Genomic DNA, 20,113 nt, shown 5'->3' on the forward strand with positions numbered 1-20,113 from the left:
GCACGCATGATGGGGAATCATTATTCCCATGGCAGGAATCGCCCCGCAGATCCGCGGAGTCTGCTACACCCGAAAGATGCGCGGGAGGTTGCCTGGGCTGTTGGCCACGCTTGTCCGCACCGTCGCACGTGGTCTGGACACGCCGTTTCCATCGAGGCCAACAAACAAATCCCGCCTAAATACTCAGGGAAGTTCGGCCACCAATCCCAGGGCTGCATCGAAATCCTCGTACCGTTCCTGGGTCATTGCGAACACGTGACACAACCATCTACCCGATTGGGCACCGGTTCAATGGCAGCGGCCTCGGGTTGGTCCCTGACCATCGATGTTGGAAGCCGACGGCGGTCTTCGCATCGATGTCTCTAGTGGTGTCCTCCGTTCGACGACCACACAGAGCCAAGCCCTTGCCGAACCTTCCACTGGCAAGGCCTCCCGGGCCGATACCGCTGTCCAGCATGAACAACGCCAAAACACCGAAGCCACAATCCGCCGGTCTACTACGCATCCCAAAGTTTGGGTGCGACATTTATCGCTGCAAGAAATGCGACATTTAGCGCCGAAAAACCACACGTTTCCGCAGCCGGACCATTCCCGTATACCCCGCCCGCAAAAATGCCCGGTGAAGGGAAGGCAAACGGGACATCAAGACCATGACCGGATTCCTCATCGGATACGCCCGAGTATCCACGAACGCCCAAGTCCTCAATGGTCGCGAAGTCAAGCTCAGCATGGGAGGCTCCGTCCACGATCATCCCGTCTACCGAGCCATCAACCGCTCAGGCGACGCCGCATGACCTCCTAGCCTGAAATTTCCGTACCGATTCTCCTCGGACCCCGAACGCACGCGGCTCCGAGACTTGTGCAGAGGACTCCGGATATTCGCTACAGACGCGTCTTCGGAAAATGACACCAGCAGGCTGCCTCAGCCGGTTGACTCAGTGCTTGCCCGCCACCCATGCAGCGGCCTCGGCCAGTGACGGATGCTGCCACTGGAAGCCGGCGGCCTCCAGAACTGCCGGTTCCATCCGCTGGCTGGGCAGGATCAGTTCGTCGGCCAACTGACCCAGGACCAGGCGCAGGGCCGGCGACGGTACCCGGAAAAACGCCGGGCGGTGGAGCGCGGATGCCAGGGCGCCGACCAATGCGTTGACGTCAGCGCTCTCGCGGGCGCAGACGTTGACCGGTCCGTGGAGCCCGGAGTCTGCGAGGAACAGAAATGCTGCGGCGACGTCCGGAAGCGTGATCCACGGCCAGTACTGCCTGCCGTGTCCCAGTGGACCGCCCAGCCCGAGGCGAAGCAGCGGCAGCATCGGACCCAGAGCGCCACCTGCAGGGCTGAGGACGACTCCGGTGCGTGGGGTGATCACGCGGACACCTGCCGGCGCCTGATGCGCGGCGGCCTCCCACTCGACGCAGATTCGGGACAAAATGCCCGAACCCGGCGACGCATCCTCCCGGAGCTGGGCGGACCCCGAATCGCCGTAGTACCCTGACGCCGACTGGCTGATAAACGTCCGCGGCGGGTGGTCAAGCGTGGCCATGGCGGCGGTCAGTGTGTTGGTGGCAGCCAACCGCGACGTCAACAGCTCGTCGATCCGGCGTCTGGTCCAGCGCCTGTCCCCGATCCCGGCGCCGGAGAGGTTGATCACGGTGTCCGCGCCCGCCAAGGCTTGGGGATCGAGCCGCTGCACTGCCGGGTCCCAGCGGATTTCGGCCGCAGACGTGGGCTCGCGTCGAACGAGGGTGGTCACGTTATGGCCAGCCTCTCGCAGCGTTGCGGACAGGTGGGTCCCGATCATTCCTGAGGCTCCGGCAATAAGGATGTGCATGATCCATCTCACCACGGCCCGCACGCCGCCTGCACCTCCCACGGCCCGCACGCCGCCGGCACCTCCCTCGGACCGTACCGGGAGTTGACTATGATCGAACGATGACTTCTTCGAGCTACTTCCGGTTTCCGCATGTCCACGGCGAGCTGGTCACGTTTGTGGCAGAGGACGACGTATGGATCGCACCGCTCAGCGGCGGCCGTGCATGGCGCGTGTCATCACTGCAGCTGCCCGCCCGCAATCCGCGGTTTACGCCTGACGGCAAGCGGCTGGTCTGGACTGTTGTCCAGGGAACCGCCCCGGAAGTTGTCTCGGCGGAGGTGGACGGCGGTGGCTACCGGCAACTGACGTATTTCGGCCACGCCACAACCAAGGTCAAAGGCTTCACCGCCGCCGGCGACGTAGTGGTGACCAGCGCGTTCCGCCAGGCCGAAAGCCGGCATACCTACGCTTACAGCGTCCCGGTCGACGGCGGGTCGGCTGAGGAGCTCCCCTTTGGGCCGGTCGAATCCGTGGCCTTCGGTCCCGAAGTGGGGGACGAGCGGCCCGTAGTCCTGGCCAGCGTGCTCTCCCGTGAACCGGCCTGGTGGAAGCGGTACCGCGGCGGTACCGCCGGCAAGCTCTGGATTGACACCGACGGAAACGGCGAGTTCGAGCGACTGGTTCCCCAGCTCGACGGAAACCTCGCAGATCCGCTGTGGGTGGACGGGCGCATCGCATTCCTGTCAGACCACGAGGGTTACGGAAACCTGTACTCGGTGCTGCCCGGCGGCGGCGATCTCCGACGACACACCGATCACGAGGACTTCTACGTCCGGCATGCATCCACTGACGGGGAGCGGGTCATCTTCGAATCGGCCGGTGAACTCTGGATCCTGCACGATCTGTCCTCTGCCGCGGTACGGCTGGACCTTTCGCTGGGCTCGGCATCTCAATCGCGCCGCCCGGGCCTGCTGAAAACCTCCAAACACCTGGGCGCGGTGGCGCCGGATGACAGCGGCTCCGCCAGCGTCGTGGAGGCCCATGGCACGCTTCACTGGCTCCGCCACAAGGACGGCCCGTCGCGTATCGTAGAGGCCACCCCGGGTGTCCGCGCGAGGCTCCCCAGGCCGCTCGACGGCGGCCGCCTCGCCTACGTCGCAGATCACGACGGCGTGGAGGCGATCTACATCAAGGAGATTGCCGCGCCGGTGCCCGACACCCTGGTTCCTGCCGTTACGGCAGCCCCCGTCGCCGCACCCGCGGCAGTGGATCGGGACCAACCGGAAGCACCGCTGCCCCGGCCGGTTCCCGCGGCGGCATCATCCGCAACTGTGGCTGCCGACGTCGTTGTCCCGGTGCCGGATGACTCCCCGTCTAGCAAATCCCCGGCCGACGTGCCCCCCAGCCCGGCAGAAGCTGTGGTCAACTCGGGACCGTCAGTCCTGACCCGCGTCGCCTTCCCCAAGCCCTCACGCGCCAGCGCCCTGGAAGCGAGCCCCGATGGCCGGTGGATTGCCGTGGGAACCTCCTTCGGCGACATTTATGTGGCGGACACAGCCACCGGGGACCTATCCCTGGTCACCAGCATCGGCGAGGGAAGCATCGCGGAAATCGCGTGGTCCCCGGACTCCCAGTGGCTTGCCTGGTCCGAACCCGTCACCTCGTTCGGCTCCCGGAGCCGGCTCCGGCTCGCCAACGCCACGGATCTGGTGGGCGGCATCGTCGAGGTCACGGACGGCCGTTTCTGCGACCTGTCCCCAAGTTTCACGCCGGACGGAAAGTTCCTGGCCTTCCTGTCCAACCGCAGCTTTGACCCGGTCTACGACGGGCACTCGTTTGACCTGTCTTTCCCCAGCCCCATCAAGCCGTATCTGGTGGCACTGGCGGCCACAACGCCGTCGCCGTTTGGCCCTGCCGTTGACCTGGCCCCTGCCGCAAGCGCGGACAGCACGGATGCAGACGCGGCGGCAGGCGCTGCACCAGTGAGTGCGGTCCGTGTGGATCCGGCCGGCTTGGCGCACCGTGTTATTGGCGTTCCCGTTCCCCAGGGCAACTACACGTCACTGACCTCAACGGAGGGCGCGCTGCTGTGGCTGGACTGGGCCCTGGCCGGGGTCACTGGCGACGGCAAAGCCAGCCAGGACGACAAGGACGCCCGCCCCAGCCTGGTCCGGTTCGACCTGGCCCGCCGGAAGTCAGCCACGCTGGTGGAAGCCCTGGACAGCTACCGGCTCTCCGGCGACGGAAAAAAGGTGGTGCTCATCCACGACAAACAGGTCAGCGTGGTTCCCTCTGCCGCCAAGGCAGATGAGGAATCCGGCCAGCTGGTCAAGGTGGATCTGGGCCGGATCCGCGTGATGATGGATCCCCTCAGCGTCTGGGGCCAGGCGTTCGATGAAGCCTGGCGCCTGCAGCGCGACTTCTTCTGGGCCGAAGACATGGCAGGACAGGATTGGGAATCCATCCACAAACGCTACCGTCCGGTCGTTGACCGGCTGGGGTCCCACGACGACCTGGTGGACCTGCTCTGGGAGCTGCACGGGGAACTGGGCACCTCGCATGCCTACGTCCGGCCCGCGGCGGTCACGGAAAACGGAAGCAACGGTCAGGGACGCCTCGGCGCAGATTTCGCGTTCACAGCGACAGGCTGGGAGATCACCCGCATCCTTGCCGGCGAGTCCTCTGACCCGCTGGCCACTTCGCCGCTGACCCGGCCCGGTGCCGCCGCGATTGCCGGGGACGTAGTACTGGCCGTCGACGGAGTGCCGCTGTCCGCCACGGTGAGCCCCGCGATGCAGTTGGTGGGCGCTGCCGGACGGGCCGTGGAGCTGACACTGCGCAACGGAACCGGTCATGGCGCAGAGGCAGGGGCGCAGCGGCGGATCGCCGTGATCCCGGTCAGGGACGAGGAGCGGCTGCGCTACCAGGAGTGGGTGGCCGCGAACCGCGGGATCGTCCGGGAGGCCTCCGGCGGCCGCTACGGGTACCTGCACATCCCGGACATGATGGCGAACGGCTGGGCGCAGCTGCACCGCGACCTGGACACCGAAACTGCCCTCGACGGCCTCATCGTGGACGTCCGCCGGAACCGTGGCGGCCACACGTCCCAGCTGGTGGCGGAACTGATTGGCCGGAAGGTCACCGGCTGGAGCATGCCCCGCGGCGAACGTCCGCGGACCTACCCGCACCACGCACCGCGGGGTCCGGTGATCATCCTCGCCGATGAATTTGCCGGCTCCGACGGCGACATCATCACCCAGGTCTCCAAGCTGCGGGGGATCGGCCCGGTGATCGGCACGCGCACCTGGGGCGGCGTGGTGGGGATCGATAACAGGTTCGCCCTGGCCGACGGCACCGGCGTGACCCAGCCGCGGTACGCCACCTGGTTTGGTGGCGGTGTGGGCTGGTCGGTGGAAAACTACGGCGTGGATCCCGACATCGAAGTGCTCTACCCGCCGCACGCTTATGCAGCCGGCAGGGACCCCCAGCTGGAATACGGGATCGGTGCGCTCAGGGAAATGATCCAGGAGCTGCCGACCGACAAGCCCCCGGTCCGCGAAGGCTACCGCCGCCTGAAGCCCGCGCCGCTTCCGGCCCGCCGGCATGGCGGCTAAGACCGTGCGGCGACAATAGACCAAAGAAGGCCCTGCCCCTCCCGGAAGTCCGGACGGGGCAGGGCCTTCTCCGTTTCAGGAGCAGCCAGCGTCACTAGCGAACGCGGCTGCCGCCTGGGTGGATCAGGATTCCAGGGATGCGTCCAAGGTGATCTCGATGCTGGCCAGCGCGCCGGAGACCGGGCAGCCGGTCTTGGCCTCGCCGGCGATCCGCTGGAACTCCTCTTCGGAGATGCCGGGGATCTTGGCGGACATCGTCAGGTGGCTCCCCGTGATGCCGGTGCCGGGAACGAACGTCACATCGGCTTTGGTGTTGACTTCTTCCGGAGCATGTCCGGCCTGGGCGAGCATGTTGCTGAATGCCATCGAGAAGCAGCTCGCGTGCGCTGCCGCGATGAGTTCTTCCGGGCTGGTCTTGCCCCCTGCCGCTTCGGTGCGTGCCTTCCAGGTAACCTCAAATGTGCCCAGGCCGGAGCTGTCCAGCGTGGTCTGACCCGACCCTGTCATCAGGTCGCCGTTCCATACTGTGTGCGCGGTGCGTATTGCTGCCATGTCCACTCCTCAAATCGGTTCGAACCGGGACCGGCCGTTCCCTGGCCCCGCCACTTCCAATCCTAGGGATTGAGCGGGGGCCGTGCACAGGGTGTCCGCTCTCAGTGGATTGTGACTGTGCGCGTGGCCGGCAGCCGACGAAGGCCCGGCGGTTAGTCCGCGTGGCCGTTAAACTGCGACGGCGCCGCTCCCGGATGAGGGGAGCAGCGCCGTCGGGGGCGGTTCGGCCAGCGATCAGTTCCAGAGCGTGGCGATTGCCACGTTGAGAAGCGCAAGTCCGCCAACTCCGTGGGCCAGGCCTTTGCTGATGGCCTCTCCCTTTTTGTATTTGCGGCGGCCGATGAAAGCCAGCACGCCGACGGCCAGGGCGATCGCGAACTTGATGCCCAACTTGAAGTAGTTCGCGTCCATATCCAGGGCCGGGATCAGGCCCATCAGCACAATGCCGGTGACGAGCTGAAGGGCTGCGCCATCGAACTGCCGGGGATGGACCGTGGGGGTCTTCATGTTCCCGATCCAGATGCCGACGATCATGGCGGCGCCGACGATGTGCAGGAAGACCACGATGTTGTACACGATAATCATGCGACCAGTCTACGCAGGGCTTCTACACCATGTAGTAAGGCGGACCGCAGGGTTCTGGTGTGTCGGCGGAGACACTGGCTCCTTGGCTTAAAGCGCGACGGCGGTGCACGGGTTCCGGTGGTTTCCCACCGCTGCGTGCACCGCCGTCGTCCGGTCTTGCTCGGGGCTAGAGTCCCAGATCGGCCTCGAAGGCGCCTTCTTCGAGGCGGGCCTTCAGGGTCTGGAGGAAGCGTCCTGCGTCCGCTCCGTCCACCAGGCGGTGGTCGTACGTGAGGGACAGGTACATCATGGAGCGGATGGCGATCGAGTCGTCACCGTTCTCATCGGCCACCACCACGGGGCGCTTGACGATAGCGCCCGTGCCCAGGATGCCCACCTGCGGCTGGTTGATGATCGGGGTGTCGAACAGTGCGCCGACCGAACCGATGTTGGTGATGCTGAACGTTCCACCGGACAGTTCGTCCGGGCCGATCTTGCCGTCGCGGGTGCGGCCGGCAACGTCTGCGATCTTGCCGGCCAGCCCGGCCAGGTTCAGGTTGCCGGCATCGGTGACGACCGGAACCAGCAGGCCCTTGTCCGTGTCCACCGCAATCGCCAGGTGCTCGGCGTTGTGGTAGGTGATCTCCTGCTTGTCCTCGTCGTACGCAGCGTTGAGCTTGGGGTGCTGCTTGAGGGCCTCGGCCACGGCCTTGGCGATGAACGGCAGGAAGGTGAGCTTGACGCCGTTCTGGGCCAGGAACGAGTTCTTGGCCTTCAGGCGCAGCTTGGCCACCTTGGTCATGTCCACTTCATGCACCTGCGTAAGCTGCGTGGAGATTTCAAGGGATTCGCGCATGCGGCGGGCAATGACCTGGCGGATGCGGGGAGCCTTCTGCGTGGTACCGCGCAGAGAGGAGGCTGCCGGACCCGCCGGAGCGGCGGACGGCTTGGCCGGTGCAGCTGCGGGGGGAGCAGCCTTGGCTTCTGCCGCCGCGAGGACGTCCTGCTTGCGGATGCGCCCACCAACGCCGGTGCCGGACAGTGATCCGACGTCCACGCCGTGCTGGTTGGCCAGCTTCCGGACCAAGGGCGTCACGTAGCCGGATTCGCCACCCGCAGCAGGCTCGGCCGCGGGTGCCGGGGCTGAAACTGGAGCCGGTGTTGCCGCCGCGGCCGGTGCCGCCGGAGCGGCCTCTGCCTTGGGTGCAGCGGGAGCCGGTGCCGCGGCGGGCGCTGGTGCCGCAGGCTCAGCGGCGGGCGCCGGAGCTGCTGCCGGTGCCGGAGCGGAGGCTGCGGGGGCAGTCGCGCCGGAGCCGATGACAGCGAGGACTGCGCCAACTTCGGCCGTTTCGTCTTCGTTGACCCGGATTTCCTGCAGCGTTCCCGCGACGGGCGACGGGATTTCGGTGTCAACCTTGTCCGTGGAAACCTCGAGGAGCGGCTCATCCACTGCAACGGTGTCGCCCACGGCCTTCAGCCAGCGGGTGACGGTTCCTTCAGTGACGCTTTCGCCCAATGCCGGGAGGGTGACGTCGTGGGTTTCGCCGTCCGACGCGGCGGGTGCTGCCGCTGCGGGAGATTCTGCAGCCGGTGCTTCGGCGGCCGGAGCCTCCTCTGCGGGTGCCTGCCCAGCTGGTGCGGCGGGGGCTTCCTCGGCCGGTGCTGCGGCTTCGGCGGCCGCGCCGCCGCCGGAGCCGTCGCCGATGCGGACCAAGGGAGCGCCTACTTCGGCGGTCTCGTCTTCGGCAACGAGGATTTCCTCGATGATGCCGGCAACCGGAGAGGGGATTTCGGTGTCTACTTTGTCGGTGGAAACCTCGAGCAGCGGTTCGTCCACCTCTACCCGGTCACCTACCTGCTTGAGCCAGCGGGTGACGGTTCCTTCGGTGACGCTCTCACCGAGGGCGGGCAAGTTAACGGATTCAGACATGTCGTCCCCGTTCTCCTTATTGATCTTTTGTGCGGATGATGGCTGGCTTGTTCGAGCTTAGTGAACCCGGCGGATCACGCCGGGGGCACTAAGCCCTGTTGTCTTGCGGTGGTGCGGGCGGAACTGCTAGCCATGCAGGGGCTTGCCGGCTAGGGCCAAGTGGGCCTCGCCCAGGGACTCGTTCTGAGTCGGGTGTGCGTGGACCAGTTGGGCCACGTCCTCCGGGTAGGCTTCCCAGTTCACGATCAGCTGGGCCTCGCCGATCTGCTCGCCCATGCGGGCGCCGATCATGTGGACGCCGACCACGGGGCCGTCCTTCTGGCGGACCAGCTTGACGAGGCCGCCGGTGCCCAGGATGGAGCTTTTGCCGTTGCCGGCGAGGTTGTATTCCTGGGTCTGGATCTGGTCGTCACCGAACTTGGCCTTGGCGGCCTTTTCCGTGTAGCCCACCGTGGCGATTTCGGGCTCGGAGTAGGTGACCTTGGGGATGTTGACGTCTTCGACGACGACGGGCTTCAGGCCGGCGATTTCCTCGGCGACGAAGATGCCCTGCTGGTAGCCGCGGTGTGCCAGCTGGACGCCGGGGACGATGTCGCCGACGGCATAGACGTTGCCGACACCGGTGTGCAGACGCTCGTTGGTGATGACGAAGCCGCGGTCGATGGTCAGACCGGCCTCTTCGTAGCCGAGGTTGGCCGTGACCGGGCCGCGGCCGACGGCCACAAGCATCAGGTCGGCTTCGAAGGTCTTGCCGTCCACGAGGGTGACCTTCACGCCGTCGGCGTTCTGCTCAACGCCCTGGAAGAACGTGCCGGTGGAGAACTTGATGCCGCGCTTCTTGAAGGCGCGCTCGAAGGCCTTGACGATTGTCGCGTCCTCGTTCGGGACCAGCGAAGGCAGGCCCTCGATGATGGTGACGTCGACGCCGAAGGACTTCCAAACCGAAGCGAACTCGACGCCGATCACGCCGCCGCCCAGGATGATCGCGCTCTTGGGGATGAAATCCATGGTGAGGGCTTCGTCGGAGGTAATGACCTTGCCGCCGATTTCCAGGCCCGGCAGCGACCGGGAGTAGGAGCCGGTCGCGAGGACAATGTTCTTGCCCTTGTACGCGGTACCGTTCACGACTACGGTATCGGTGCCCTGGAGCTTGCCTTCGCCTTCGATGACGGTGATGCCTTTTTTGCCCTTGATGAGACCCTGCAGGCCTTTGAACTTGCCGGCGATGATCCCGTCTTTGTAAGCGTTGACAGCGGTGATGTCGATGCTGTCAAGAGTGACGTTGACGCCGTACTTTGCCGAGTCGCGGGCGTGGTCGGCCAGTTCAGCGGAGTGCAGCAGGGCCTTGGTGGGGATACAGCCGTTGTGCAGGCAGGTGCCGCCGAGCTTGCCCTTTTCGATCAGGCCAACGGTGAGGCCAAGCTGAACGGCACGCAGGGCAGTTGCGTAACCGCCGCTGCCGCCGCCGAGTACCAGGATGTCGAATTCTTGCGCAGTTGCCTGATCGGCCACTAAAACGCTCCCTCGCGTGAACGATGACACGAGAGTACGCATCATCTGGTCTTGAAACTTCCCTGCCGTGATTATGCCAGCAGGACAGTTCCCTTTCATTTGTGACTACCGGAGTTCACCTTAGCGAACCACTAATACATGCTCCACCTTGCCGTCGGGTTTGTGGGGCGCTTGTGGTGAGAGTCACGCGGCTTTGTGTCCAAGGATTCACGGAGGTGTCACAAAGCCGCGTGACACTTCAAAAGCCGCCGGTCAGGCGGCAGCTGCCAGGATGTCCTCCACGTAAGCCACCAGTGTGCGGACGGTGCAGCCTGTGCCCTGCTTGTGCGTGTAGCCGTAAGGGCTTCCGTTGTTGAAGGACGGGCCGGCGATGTCGATGTGCGCCCAGGGAATCTGTTCCCCGTCCTTGCCCTTGCCCACAAACTCGCGCAGGAAGACAGCCGCGGTCATCATGCCGCCGTGGCGTTCGCCGATGTTGGCGAGGTCGGCCACCTGGGAGTCGATGCTCGGGCGCAGTTCCTCCGGCAGCGGCATGGGCCACACCAGTTCGCCCGCGCGGTCTGCGGCGGCCTTGATCGGTCCGGTGACGCTGTCAGAGCCCATGACGCCCGCAGTCCTGTTGCCGAGGGCGATGAGCTGCGCGCCCGTGAGGGTGGCGACGTCGATGATGGCGTCAGGGTATTCACGGCTCGCCGCGACGATGCCGTCTGCCATCACCAGGCGGCCCTCGGCGTCGGTGTTCAGCACTTCCACGGTCTTGCCGCCGAACATGGTGAGCACATCAGCAGGCCGTGAAGCTGCACCGGAGGGCATGTTTTCAGCGATGCAGAGCCAGGCGGTCGCCTTCACCGGCAGACCCAGTCCTGCGATCGCCAGCACGGTGTTAAGGACGACGGCGGCGCCCGCCATGTCGCTCTTCATGTCACCCATGCCAAGGGCCGGTTTAATGGAAATGCCGCCGGTGTCGAACGTTATGCCCTTGCCGACGAGGGCGATTTTTGCGGTTGCCTTTGCGGGCGCGTATTCGACCTTCACCAGGCGGGGCTGGCGGGTGGAGCCCTTGCCGACGCCCATGATGCCGCCGAAGCCTTCCTTTTCGAGGCGCTTTTCGTCCCAGACAGTCACCTTGACCGGCAGGCCCTTGGCCAGTTCCTTGGCGGCCTCGGCGAAGGATTCGGGGTACAGGTGGCTGGGCGGCTGGTTGACCAGGGAGCGCGTGGCGTTGACTGCTTGACCGATCAGGCCGGCACGCGTCAGCGCGGCGCGAAGCGCATCGTTGGGGGCAACGTCCGTGTAGATCAACGCGTTGCGGACCGGTTCCTTCAGTCCGTCCTTGGACGACCGGTACTCGGTGAAGGAATAGGCGCCCAGGGCCGCACCCTCGGCGACCGCAGCGACGTCGGCGACTGCCGCCGTCGGGAGCGCGAGGACAACAGTGGGCAGGCCGCCGAGCTGGCGGACGGCGGAACCCGCGGCACGCCGCAGGGACTCTTCGGTGAGCGGACGGCCAGCGGCCACCTTGCCGACACCGGCGAGAACCAGAACACCGGTACCCGTTTCCGGGAGGCCGGGCAGCCGGACGATCTGGTCAGCGGCGCCGGTGACACCCAGAACCTTGAGGGAATCGGTCAGTGCTTCCGCCGATTTTGCGGTCAGCGGGTTCGCAAGCAGGATAGGGCCGTCCGATCCCTGTCCCACGCCGATGACGACGGCGTCACTGGGGGTCCTCTTCAGGTCCTTGGCGAGGGTACTAAGGTTGATTTCAGTATTCTTGACCACGGGGTAAGTCCTCAATTCTCGAAAAGGCTGTTCGCGCTGGTATGGATGTCAGGCGTTCGGCCATGGAAATCCGGGGGCCGTCCGATCGGGACGCCGGGGTGCCGGTAATCCCGTCCGGCGGGCCATTCACGATCGTAGCCGCTGCGGGCATCGGCCGCGGAATCCCCTGAGACCTGCGCCACACCGACTGGCGGAATTCCGGGGTGCCTGAACGTGTTGTACAAGATATTCACCCGACTCCTTGAAAGGACGACGCCGTGCTTGAACGGATTTCCGGTTCGCTGCTGGACCCCGATGCGCTCTATGCGAGCAACATCGAGCTGTTCCACAGCCCGGCGCTCAGCGGGCTGAACCTGGTGATGGGCTTCACCGGCTTTGCCGATGCCGGCCACGTGGTGAGGCAGATCAATGCGGAGCTCCTGGACACCCTCGACGCCGAGCCGGTGGCTGTGTTCGACGCTGACCAGCTCATCGACTACCGTTCGCGGCGGCCCCACATCTCCTTCGTGGAGGATCATCTGCAGGACTACCAGCAGCCGAAGCTGGCGCTGTACAAGCTGACGGACGGGCTCGGCAGCCCCTTCCTGCTGCTGGCCGGTTTTGAACCCGACCTTCAATGGGAGCGGTTCGCACGCGCCGTCGTCGGCATTGTGGAAAAGCTGGACGTGAACCTGGTGACCTGGATCCACTCCATTCCCATGCCTGTGCCGCACACGCGCCCGGTGGGCGTGACCGTCCACGGCAACCGTCCGGAACTGATCGAGGGCATTTCCGTCTGGAAGCCCACCGTCGACGTTCCGGCTGCCGTGGGGCACATTCTGGAGCTGCGGCTGATGGAGGCTGAGCGCAATGTTGCCGGCTACGTGATCCACGTTCCGCACTACCTTGCCGACGCGGAATACCCGCCGGCCGCAGTAGCCGGACTTGAATTCCTCGGTGCCGCGACGTCCCTGATGCTGCCGGCGGACCGGCTGCGCGAGGCGGGCCGGGAAGTGGGCCGCCAGATCGCTGAACAGGTCGCAGCCTCGGAAGATGTGCAGCAGGTTGTCGCCCGGCTGGAAGAGCGGTACGACGAGAAGGCCGAGGGTACCGTTCGGCGCTCGCTCCTGGCCGATGAAAATGACGAACTTCCGAACGGGGACGAGCTGGGCGCGGCAGTAGAGGCCTACCTGGCCCGCGAGAACCCTCACCCGTAGCCGGCCCACGGAGTCCGCTTGGCAGACGCCTGCCCGGGGCGGAGCAGCAGCCCGGGCATAATGAGGGGGTGACTGCACCCCGAGCCTGGCTGATCTGGAGCATCGGCATCTTCGCCTACCTTGTGGCCGTCTCCCAGCGCACCTCATTCGGTGTGGTGGGGCTGGAAGCCACCGAGCGGTTCCATGCCGGCGCGTCCGCCATCTCCTTCTTCACGGTGCTGCAGCTGCTGGTCTACGCAGGCCTGCAGATCCCCGTCGGCCTCTTGGTGGACAGGTTCGGCTCGCGCATCATGATCGCCGGCGGGGCCGTCCTCATGGGACTTGGGCAGCTCCAGCTGGCCTTCGCCGACACCGTCCCGGGCGGTGTGGCAGGGCGGGTTCTTGTGGGCGCCGGCGACGCCATGACCTTTATTTCCGTGATCCGGCTCATTCCCCTGTGGTTCGCGCCTTCCCGGGTTCCCCTGGTCACGCAGCTGACGGGCATGTCGGGCCAGTTGGGGCAGCTGTTCAGTGTGCTGCCGTTCGCCTTCGTCCTGCATTCCTTCGGCTGGACTCCCGGCTTCCTGATGCTCGCGGGCATGGCGGGCCTGGCGGTGGTGCTGGTGCTGGTCCTGTTGAAGGACCACCCGCCCGGTGCGCCCGCCCCCCAGCCGCAGCAAGGGTTGAAGGCCACCGGCGCCTCGCTCGCGCGGGCCTGGCGCCAGCCGGGTACCCGGCTGGGGATGTGGAGCCACTTCACCATCCAGTTCAGCGGCACGGTGTTCGCCATGACCTGGGGATATCCGTTCCTGATCTCGGGACAGGGTCTGGATGCCGCAACCGTGGCCGGCCTGATGACCTTGTACGTTGCGGCGGCGATGGCCGTGGGCCCTTTCATCGGGCAGTTCGTTTCCCGCCACCCACTTCGCCGGTCCACCATGGTGCTGCTCATCGCCGGGGCCACGGCCGCTGCCTGGGCCGCCGTGCTGGTGACGCCTGGCCGCTCCCCGCTGTGGTTGCTGGCGTGCCTGGTGGTGGTCCTGGCCATCGGGGGGCCAGGATCGATGATCGGGTTTGATTTCGCGCGGACGTTTAATCCGGCGCACAGGATCGGAACCGCAACGGGCATCGTGAATGTGGGCGGCTTCATCGCGGCCCTCGTGGCGATCTTCCTGGTCGGCCTCGTGCTGGACGTCCTGCTGGCCAGCGGCTATTCCGACGGCGTCCTGTACGGGCTCGAGCCGTTCCGGATCGCACTTAGCGTGCAGTTCCTTTTGCTGGGCTTCGGCGCCGCCATGACGCTGGTCTGCCGGCGCAAAGTACGTCGTCAAATGGCCGCGCAGGGTGTTGTGGTGCCGCCGCTCCTCCGGGCCATGGCGCAGCAGCGGCGGGCCAACCTGGCCCGGCGGCGTCAGCCATCCGAGTACAAGGACCGCTAAGACTCTTCCTCCACATCAGGTCGCTTGTCCACATGGCCCAGGTTTTTTCAGGCGCGCGCCACCGGCTGAACCAAGACTTGAACCATGAAACCTTCAGAACACCTGACCGTCCGAGGCCCCGAAGACATCCTCGGCTTCATCCCGCACTCCCTGGGCTACTGGCCGGCAGACAGCCTGGTTGCGATGACCCTGCACGGGAACCGGCTGGGCGCAACCCTGCGGCTGGATCTTCCAGGTCCGGAAACCCTCTCAGACCCGAGGGGCTACGCCCACACGGTACTCGGCTATCTCCGGGCTGACGGCGATGCCGACGCCGCCCTGCTGGCCTGCTTCACCAACGACGGCTGGATGGAACCTCCAGGAACCTACCGCGGGCTACTGGACGCACTGCAGTCGGTCTTAGGGGCCGCGGGGATGCCTGTACGGGACGCCTGGTATGTCGGTGACGCCTACTGGCGTGATGCCTATTGCACCGACCCGTCCTGTTGTCCCTCGCCGGGCCGGTCCGTTCAGGTGATCCGGGACAGCATGCTCAACGCCGAGATGGTTTTCCGCGGCAGCAGCGTCGGGCCCGCACCAGAGGACGGTGCGCACCCTCCGCCCACGCTTTCCGGCGAGGACCGGACCGCCATCCTTGCCCACGAGGAAACGTGGGCGGAGCAGCTGGACCTGCGCCGGGGGAGCAGGGACCAGTTCGGCCGGCTGATGGTCCAGTGGGAGGCCCGGCTGGCCAACGTGCCTGGTCAGGTGCTGCCGGTCAACGAGATTGGCTACCTGCGCGCGTCGCTCCGTGTCCCGGCCTGGCGTGACGCCGTCTTGGTGATGGCCGCCGCCGGCCAGGCGGCTGCCCTGGCGGGAGCAGAGAAATTCGGTATCTTCGATGCCGGCTGCATCCTGGCTCCGGTGGGGCCTGCGCTCCTGGGCTTCGAACCTTCCGGACTAAAGTCCGGAGCCGGAGCGGCAGGATGGGAGCCAGCCGGGCCGTGCTGCCCAGGTATTCCGGGGTATGGCGAAGTCCTGTTGGGGCTGGACCCTGTTGTTCCTGCCTGGCACACCCTTAACAGCCTTGACGCAGTGCTGGAACAGCTGTCGGCGTGCGGCGGTCAGGCCGGTGCGGCTGCACTGACCGGACGTGGGTGGATCGCGTGGTGCAGGGGGCGGGGGTCGTACGCTGCCGCGTACTTCGGCCGTTCCCTTGAGGAGGAACCAGGCTACCGGCTCGCTGAACTGATGCTTGAGCTGGTGCGGCGCGGCACCCTCTGCGGCTGGGCCGCACGGAAGGAAGCCGCATGGCGGAAATTCGAACCGGATGCAGCCTGAGCCGTTGTAGCCTTACCCGTGGGGACCGGGACGGGACCGCCTTGAGGTCGGGTTTGGGAAAACCATGAGACAATGGTTGCCGAGACCCGGTTGGGTCCGTGAATCAAGTGCATGTGATGAAGCCCAGCAGGGAACATTATGGCCGCCCCGGCAGTTCTACTTGTAGACTCTGCCGGCCGTGGTTGCACCTGATATCTATCACGGACTTGACAGGGTCATAGTGGTGTTGCCCGTATGGTGATTCCACAGACCGCCGCTAGAAAGGTTTTCTGTGACCCCGTCTTCCGCGAAGAAGGAACCCGCCGCCCAGGACGATTTGTCCCCTGAGGCGAAGCAGGCTGCAACGAACGCCAAGCGAGCAGCGACGCGGGCAGCCAACAAAGCCATCAAGGATGCCTCCGGTGACGCCGGTTTGGACGGCAAGCCTGAGCCCAAGAAGCGCGGGCCCAAGCCCGGCGCCAAAGCCGCTGCCGAAGCAGCCGGAAAATCCGCGCGCGGCGACGATGATGAGGACGTTGAGGAGGACCTCGACGACATCAACATCGCCGATGACAGCGAGATCAACGCAGCCAAGGCCGCCTCAGCAGCAACGGGCAAGGGGTTTGTCTACTCGGATGCCGATGACGACGATGCCCCTGTCCAGCAGGTGATGTCGGCCGGTGCGACGGCTGACCCCGTCAAGGACTACCTCAAGCAGATCGGTAAGGTGGCGCTGCTCAACGCCGAGCAGGAAGTCGACCTCGCGCTCCGGATCGAAGCCGGACTCTTCGCCGAAGAGAAGATCAACGCCGACGACGGCTCGATGGAACCCAAGTTCAAGCGTGAACTTGAGTTCGTCATCCACGACGGCAAGCGCGCCAAGAACCACCTGCTCGAAGCCAACCTCCGCCTCGTGGTTTCACTGGCCAAGCGCTACACCGGCCGAGGCATGCTGTTTCTGGACCTCATCCAGGAAGGCAACCTGGGTCTGATCCGTGCTGTCGAGAAATTTGACTACACGAAGGGCTTCAAGTTCTCCACGTACGCCACATGGTGGATCCGCCAGGCCATCACCCGTGCCATGGCAGACCAGGCCCGCACCATCCGCATCCCGGTGCATATGGTCGAAGTCATCAACAAGCTGGCCCGCGTGCAGCGCCAGATGCTCCAGGACCTGGGCCGCGAACCCACGCCCGAAGAACTGGCCCTCGAACTGGACATGACTCCTGAAAAGGTCGTCGAGGTCCAGAAGTACGGCCGCGAACCGATCTCCCTTCACACCCCGCTGGGTGAAGACGGTGACTCCGAGTTCGGCGACCTCATCGAGGACTCTGAGGCCGTTGTTCCCGCTGATGCCGTGAGCTTTACGCTCCTGCAGGAACAGTTGCATTCCGTTCTGGACACCCTGTCCGAGCGCGAAGCCGGCGTGGTGGCCATGCGTTTCGGCCTGACCGACGGCCAGCCGAAGACTTTAGACGAGATCGGCAAGGTCTACGGTGTTACGCGTGAGCGTATCCGCCAGATCGAATCCAAGACCATGTCCAAGCTCCGCCACCCGTCACGGTCGCAGGTGCTGCGGGACTACCTGGACTAGATCGGGACTCAGGCAGCGCGGGTCACTTTCCGCCCATCATCTTCGGGTTGAGGGGTGAGGAGGGGACCCGCGTTGTCCGCTTTGGGATTCAACGCGTGGTCTCCACAGCAAAGAAATGCTTGGTCTCCATAAAAAAGAAGAGGACCCCTCCGGCTGGAGGAGTCCTCTTCTTTGGTGTTAAAGGTTGGTGCGCCTAGTCAGTCGACGGCCACGGGAGCCTTCTCGTGAAGCCTGCCCGTCTCGTCGTGCCAGTCGGAGCTCAACGGCCTCAGTGTAGCCTCGATTGCACGGGCATGGTGGCCGCAGAACAGCAACTCACCGCCGGAGGACTCGAGTACAACGCGGACATATGCCTGAGCTCCGCAGCGATCGCACCGGTCCAGTGCGTTGAGTGTGCGGTCTGCCACTGCTGTTGTCATGTCGGCCTCCTTAGTAGATCTGTATGTCTATATAACCAGTATTCGTAGCAATTCCATCGCAAGGACGGGTCAAGTTCGCTGTCCGCGTAGCCACAAGAATTCATCAAGGCGCAGGTTTCCGTCACGGAAGGATAACGAGTGGGCCGGCGCACAGCCTTGGCCACGTGTGGCAGCCACCCGTCTGCTGCCGCGCCGACTAGGCTTGATGCAGCGCCCGCAGCGCCAGCTGTTCCGTCACTGAAGGAGTTCACAACCCGTGGCACCAAGTTCCGATTACACCGCCCGGCATCTTTCTGTCCTGGAGGGCCTCGAAGCCGTCCGCAAGCGCCCCGGCATGTATATCGGTTCCACCGATTCGCGCGGGCTGATGCACTGCCTGTGGGAGATCATCGACAACTCGGTGGACGAAGCGCTTGCCGGTTTTGGCCACGACATCAAGATCATCCTGCACGCGGACAACTCCGTGGAAATTCACGACGACGGCCGCGGCATCCCCGTGGACGTGGAACCGAAGACGGGGCTCACCGGCGTTGAGGTGGTCTTCACCAAACTCCATGCGGGCGGCAAGTTCGGCGGCGGGTCCTACACGGCTTCCGGCGGCCTGCACGGCGTGGGCGCCTCCGTGGTGAACGCCCTGTCTGCCCGCCTGGACGTTGAAGTGGACCGCGGCAGCAAAACCTACAAAATGTCATTCCGGCGCGGCGAGCCGGGGCGCTTCAAGGACCAGGGATCCAAGCTGGACCCGTCGGCAGTGTTCGCGCCGTTTGTGGACGGCTCCGTGCTGGACGTGGTAGGCAAGGCGAAGCGTGGTGTGACCGGGACCCGGATCCGCTACTGGGCCGACCGTCAGATTTTCACGCCGGACGCCAAGTTCTCCTATGACGAACTGGCCGCGCGGGCACGGCAGACTTCCTTCCTGGTGCCGGGGCTCAAGCTCACCGTCCGCGATGAACGCAGGCTGCCAGGGACCCCCGGTGAAGCGGCGGGCCACGAAGAGGTGTTCCATCACGACGGCGGCCTGTCCGAGTTCGTCGAGTTCCTGGCCGCCGATCCCGCCGTCACCGACGTCTGGCGGCTGCACGGTTCAGGCAAATTCAAGGAAACCGTGCCGGTACTGGACGAGCGCGGGCACAGCCAGCTCGCCGAGGTTGAACGCGACTGTGAAGTGGACGTGGCGCTCCGCTGGGGCATCGGCTATGACAGCACTGTCCGCAGCTTCGTCAACATCATCGCCACGCCCAAGGGCGGAACCCACCAGTCAGGCTTCGAGCAGGCGCTGGTCAAGACGTTCCGGAAAGCAGTGGAGGCCAACGCCCGCAAGCTGAAGGCCGGCAACGACAAAATTGAGAAAGACGACATCTTCGCCGGGCTGACGGCTGTGCTGACGGTCCGGTTGGCCGAGCCGCAGTTCGAGGGCCAGACCAAAGAGGTCCTGGGCACCTCCGCGGTCCGCGCCATCGTCGCGAAGGTCGTTGAGCAGGAGATCACCGCGAAGCTGAACTCAGCCAACCGGAATGACAAGGCCCATTCAGCGCTGCTCCTGGAGAAAATCGTCAGCGAGATGAAGTCCCGGATTTCCGCTCGGGTACACAAGGAGACCCAGCGGCGTAAGAACGCCTTGGAGACCTCGTCCATGCCCACCAAGCTCGCCGACTGCCGGACGGACGACGTCGACCGTTCCGAACTGTTCATTGTGGAAGGTGACTCGGCGCTGGGAACTGCCAAGCTGGCGCGGTCCTCGGACTTCCAGGCGCTGCTGCCCATCCGCGGCAAGATCCTGAACGTGCAGAAGGCGTCCGTGGGAGACATGCTGTCCAACGCCGAATGTGCTGCGCTGATCCAGGTGGTGGGCGCAGGTTCGGGCCGCAGCTTCGACATCAACGCGGCCCGGTACGGCAAGGTCATCCTGATGACCGATGCCGACGTGGACGGCGCGCACATTCGGACGCTGCTGCTGACGCTTTTCTTCCGGTACATGCGCCCCATGATCGACGCCGGAAGGGTCTATGCTGCCGTGCCGCCGCTGCACCGGGTGGAGGTCATCAACGCCGGGCAGAAGGCCAATGACATGATCTATACCTACTCGGAGACGGAATTGCACGTGCTCTTGGCCCGGCTGGCCGAGGAAGGCAAGCGCTACAAGGAGCCGATCCAGCGGTACAAGGGCCTGGGCGAGATGGACGCCGGGCAGCTGGCCGAAACTACCATGGATCCGCGGCACCGGACACTGCGCAAAGTGGGCATCGAGAATGCCAAGCACGCGGAGGACACGTTCGACCTGCTGATGGGATCCGATGTGGCCCCCCGTAAAGACTTCATCATCGCAGGCGCCTCCAGCCTGGACCGGGAGCGGATCGACGCCTGACGACCGGTGACGGTCCGGCCCAGGACGGCAAAGCCCACAAGCGGGGATTCAGTCGGTGAC

Annotated in this window: 14 protein-coding genes; 7 read left to right on the forward strand and 7 right to left on the reverse strand. The window is 65.2% G+C overall.

Translation table 11 applies throughout. The features are described 5' to 3' along the window. Window positions 1-650 precede the first annotated feature (650 nt). Window positions 651-794 carry a hypothetical protein gene (locus ACQCSV_RS08785; protein WP_354222892.1) on the forward strand — a complete coding sequence of 48 codons (144 nt, stop codon included), beginning with the start codon at window positions 651-653 and terminating at the stop codon, window positions 792-794. 141 nt (window positions 795-935) lie between these two features. On the opposite strand, the gene ACQCSV_RS08790 is transcribed toward ACQCSV_RS08785, so the two are convergent. Further along, a complete protein-coding gene (locus ACQCSV_RS08790; protein ID WP_354222919.1) occupies window positions 936-1,829 on the reverse strand; it encodes a TIGR01777 family oxidoreductase in 894 nt (297 codons plus the stop codon). Window positions 1,830-1,930: 101 nt separating this feature from the next. On the opposite strand from ACQCSV_RS08790, the gene ACQCSV_RS08795 reads away from it, so the two are divergent. Continuing rightward, the gene (locus tag ACQCSV_RS08795; RefSeq protein ID WP_426939479.1) at window positions 1,931-5,425 is read left to right on the forward strand and encodes a S41 family peptidase; all 3,495 of its coding nucleotides are present in this window, start codon (window positions 1,931-1,933) and stop codon (window positions 5,423-5,425) included. 123 nt (window positions 5,426-5,548) lie between these two features. Here ACQCSV_RS08795 and ACQCSV_RS08800 read toward each other — a convergent pair whose 3' ends face one another. The 5 genes from ACQCSV_RS08800 to ACQCSV_RS08820 form a co-directional block, all read right to left on the reverse strand. After that, window positions 5,549-5,977, reverse strand: a complete 429-nt coding sequence (locus ACQCSV_RS08800; RefSeq protein ID WP_282330444.1) for an OsmC family protein — start codon at window positions 5,975-5,977, stop codon at window positions 5,549-5,551. A gap of 234 nt (window positions 5,978-6,211) precedes the next feature. After that, window positions 6,212-6,562: a hypothetical protein gene (locus tag ACQCSV_RS08805; RefSeq protein WP_354154329.1), complete on the reverse strand. Its 351-nt coding sequence runs from the start codon at window positions 6,560-6,562 to the stop codon at window positions 6,212-6,214. A gap of 166 nt (window positions 6,563-6,728) precedes the next feature. Further along, on the reverse strand, window positions 6,729-8,471 hold the full coding sequence (gene sucB, locus ACQCSV_RS08810) for a 2-oxoglutarate dehydrogenase, E2 component, dihydrolipoamide succinyltransferase (RefSeq protein WP_426939480.1): 1,743 nt from the start codon (window positions 8,469-8,471) through the stop codon (window positions 6,729-6,731). Between the two features lie 126 nt (window positions 8,472-8,597). Beyond that, window positions 8,598-9,983, reverse strand: coding sequence for a dihydrolipoyl dehydrogenase (lpdA, locus tag ACQCSV_RS08815; protein ID WP_282330441.1), 1,386 nt, complete (start codon window positions 9,981-9,983; stop codon window positions 8,598-8,600). Window positions 9,984-10,235: 252 nt separating this feature from the next. After that, entirely contained in the window at window positions 10,236-11,762 is a 1,527-nt protein-coding gene (locus tag ACQCSV_RS08820; protein ID WP_354222898.1) for a leucyl aminopeptidase, read from the reverse strand. Window positions 11,763-12,019: 257 nt separating this feature from the next. Between ACQCSV_RS08820 and ACQCSV_RS08825 the strand changes: the two genes are divergently transcribed. From ACQCSV_RS08825 to ACQCSV_RS08840, 4 genes are all read left to right on the forward strand, one after another. After that, window positions 12,020-12,958 (forward strand): PAC2 family protein, encoded by a 939-nt coding sequence (locus ACQCSV_RS08825; protein ID WP_354154324.1) that lies wholly within the window; start codon window positions 12,020-12,022, stop codon window positions 12,956-12,958. Window positions 12,959-13,026: 68 nt separating this feature from the next. Next, complete coding sequence (locus tag ACQCSV_RS08830; RefSeq protein WP_354154323.1) at window positions 13,027-14,376, forward strand: MFS transporter; 1,350 nt, start codon at window positions 13,027-13,029, stop codon at window positions 14,374-14,376. A gap of 84 nt (window positions 14,377-14,460) precedes the next feature. Further along, entirely contained in the window at window positions 14,461-15,696 is a 1,236-nt protein-coding gene (locus tag ACQCSV_RS08835; protein ID WP_354222900.1) for a DUF4192 domain-containing protein, read from the forward strand. A gap of 271 nt (window positions 15,697-15,967) precedes the next feature. Beyond that, complete coding sequence (locus ACQCSV_RS08840) at window positions 15,968-17,269, forward strand: RNA polymerase sigma factor (RefSeq protein ID WP_282330436.1); 1,302 nt, start codon at window positions 15,968-15,970, stop codon at window positions 17,267-17,269. A gap of 197 nt (window positions 17,270-17,466) precedes the next feature. On the opposite strand, the gene ACQCSV_RS08845 is transcribed toward ACQCSV_RS08840, so the two are convergent. Next, on the reverse strand, window positions 17,467-17,688 hold the full coding sequence (locus tag ACQCSV_RS08845; RefSeq protein WP_160670061.1) for a DUF7455 domain-containing protein: 222 nt from the start codon (window positions 17,686-17,688) through the stop codon (window positions 17,467-17,469). Window positions 17,689-17,944: 256 nt separating this feature from the next. Here ACQCSV_RS08845 and ACQCSV_RS08850 point away from each other — a divergent pair, with 256 nt between their 5' ends. Further along, complete coding sequence (locus ACQCSV_RS08850) at window positions 17,945-20,053, forward strand: DNA topoisomerase IV subunit B (protein WP_354154321.1); 2,109 nt, start codon at window positions 17,945-17,947, stop codon at window positions 20,051-20,053. Window positions 20,054-20,113 lie beyond the last annotated feature (60 nt).

Source organism: Pseudarthrobacter sp. S3 (genome assembly GCF_050156905.1).
In the GTDB taxonomy this organism is placed as follows: Bacteria; Actinomycetota; Actinomycetes; order Actinomycetales; family Micrococcaceae; genus Arthrobacter.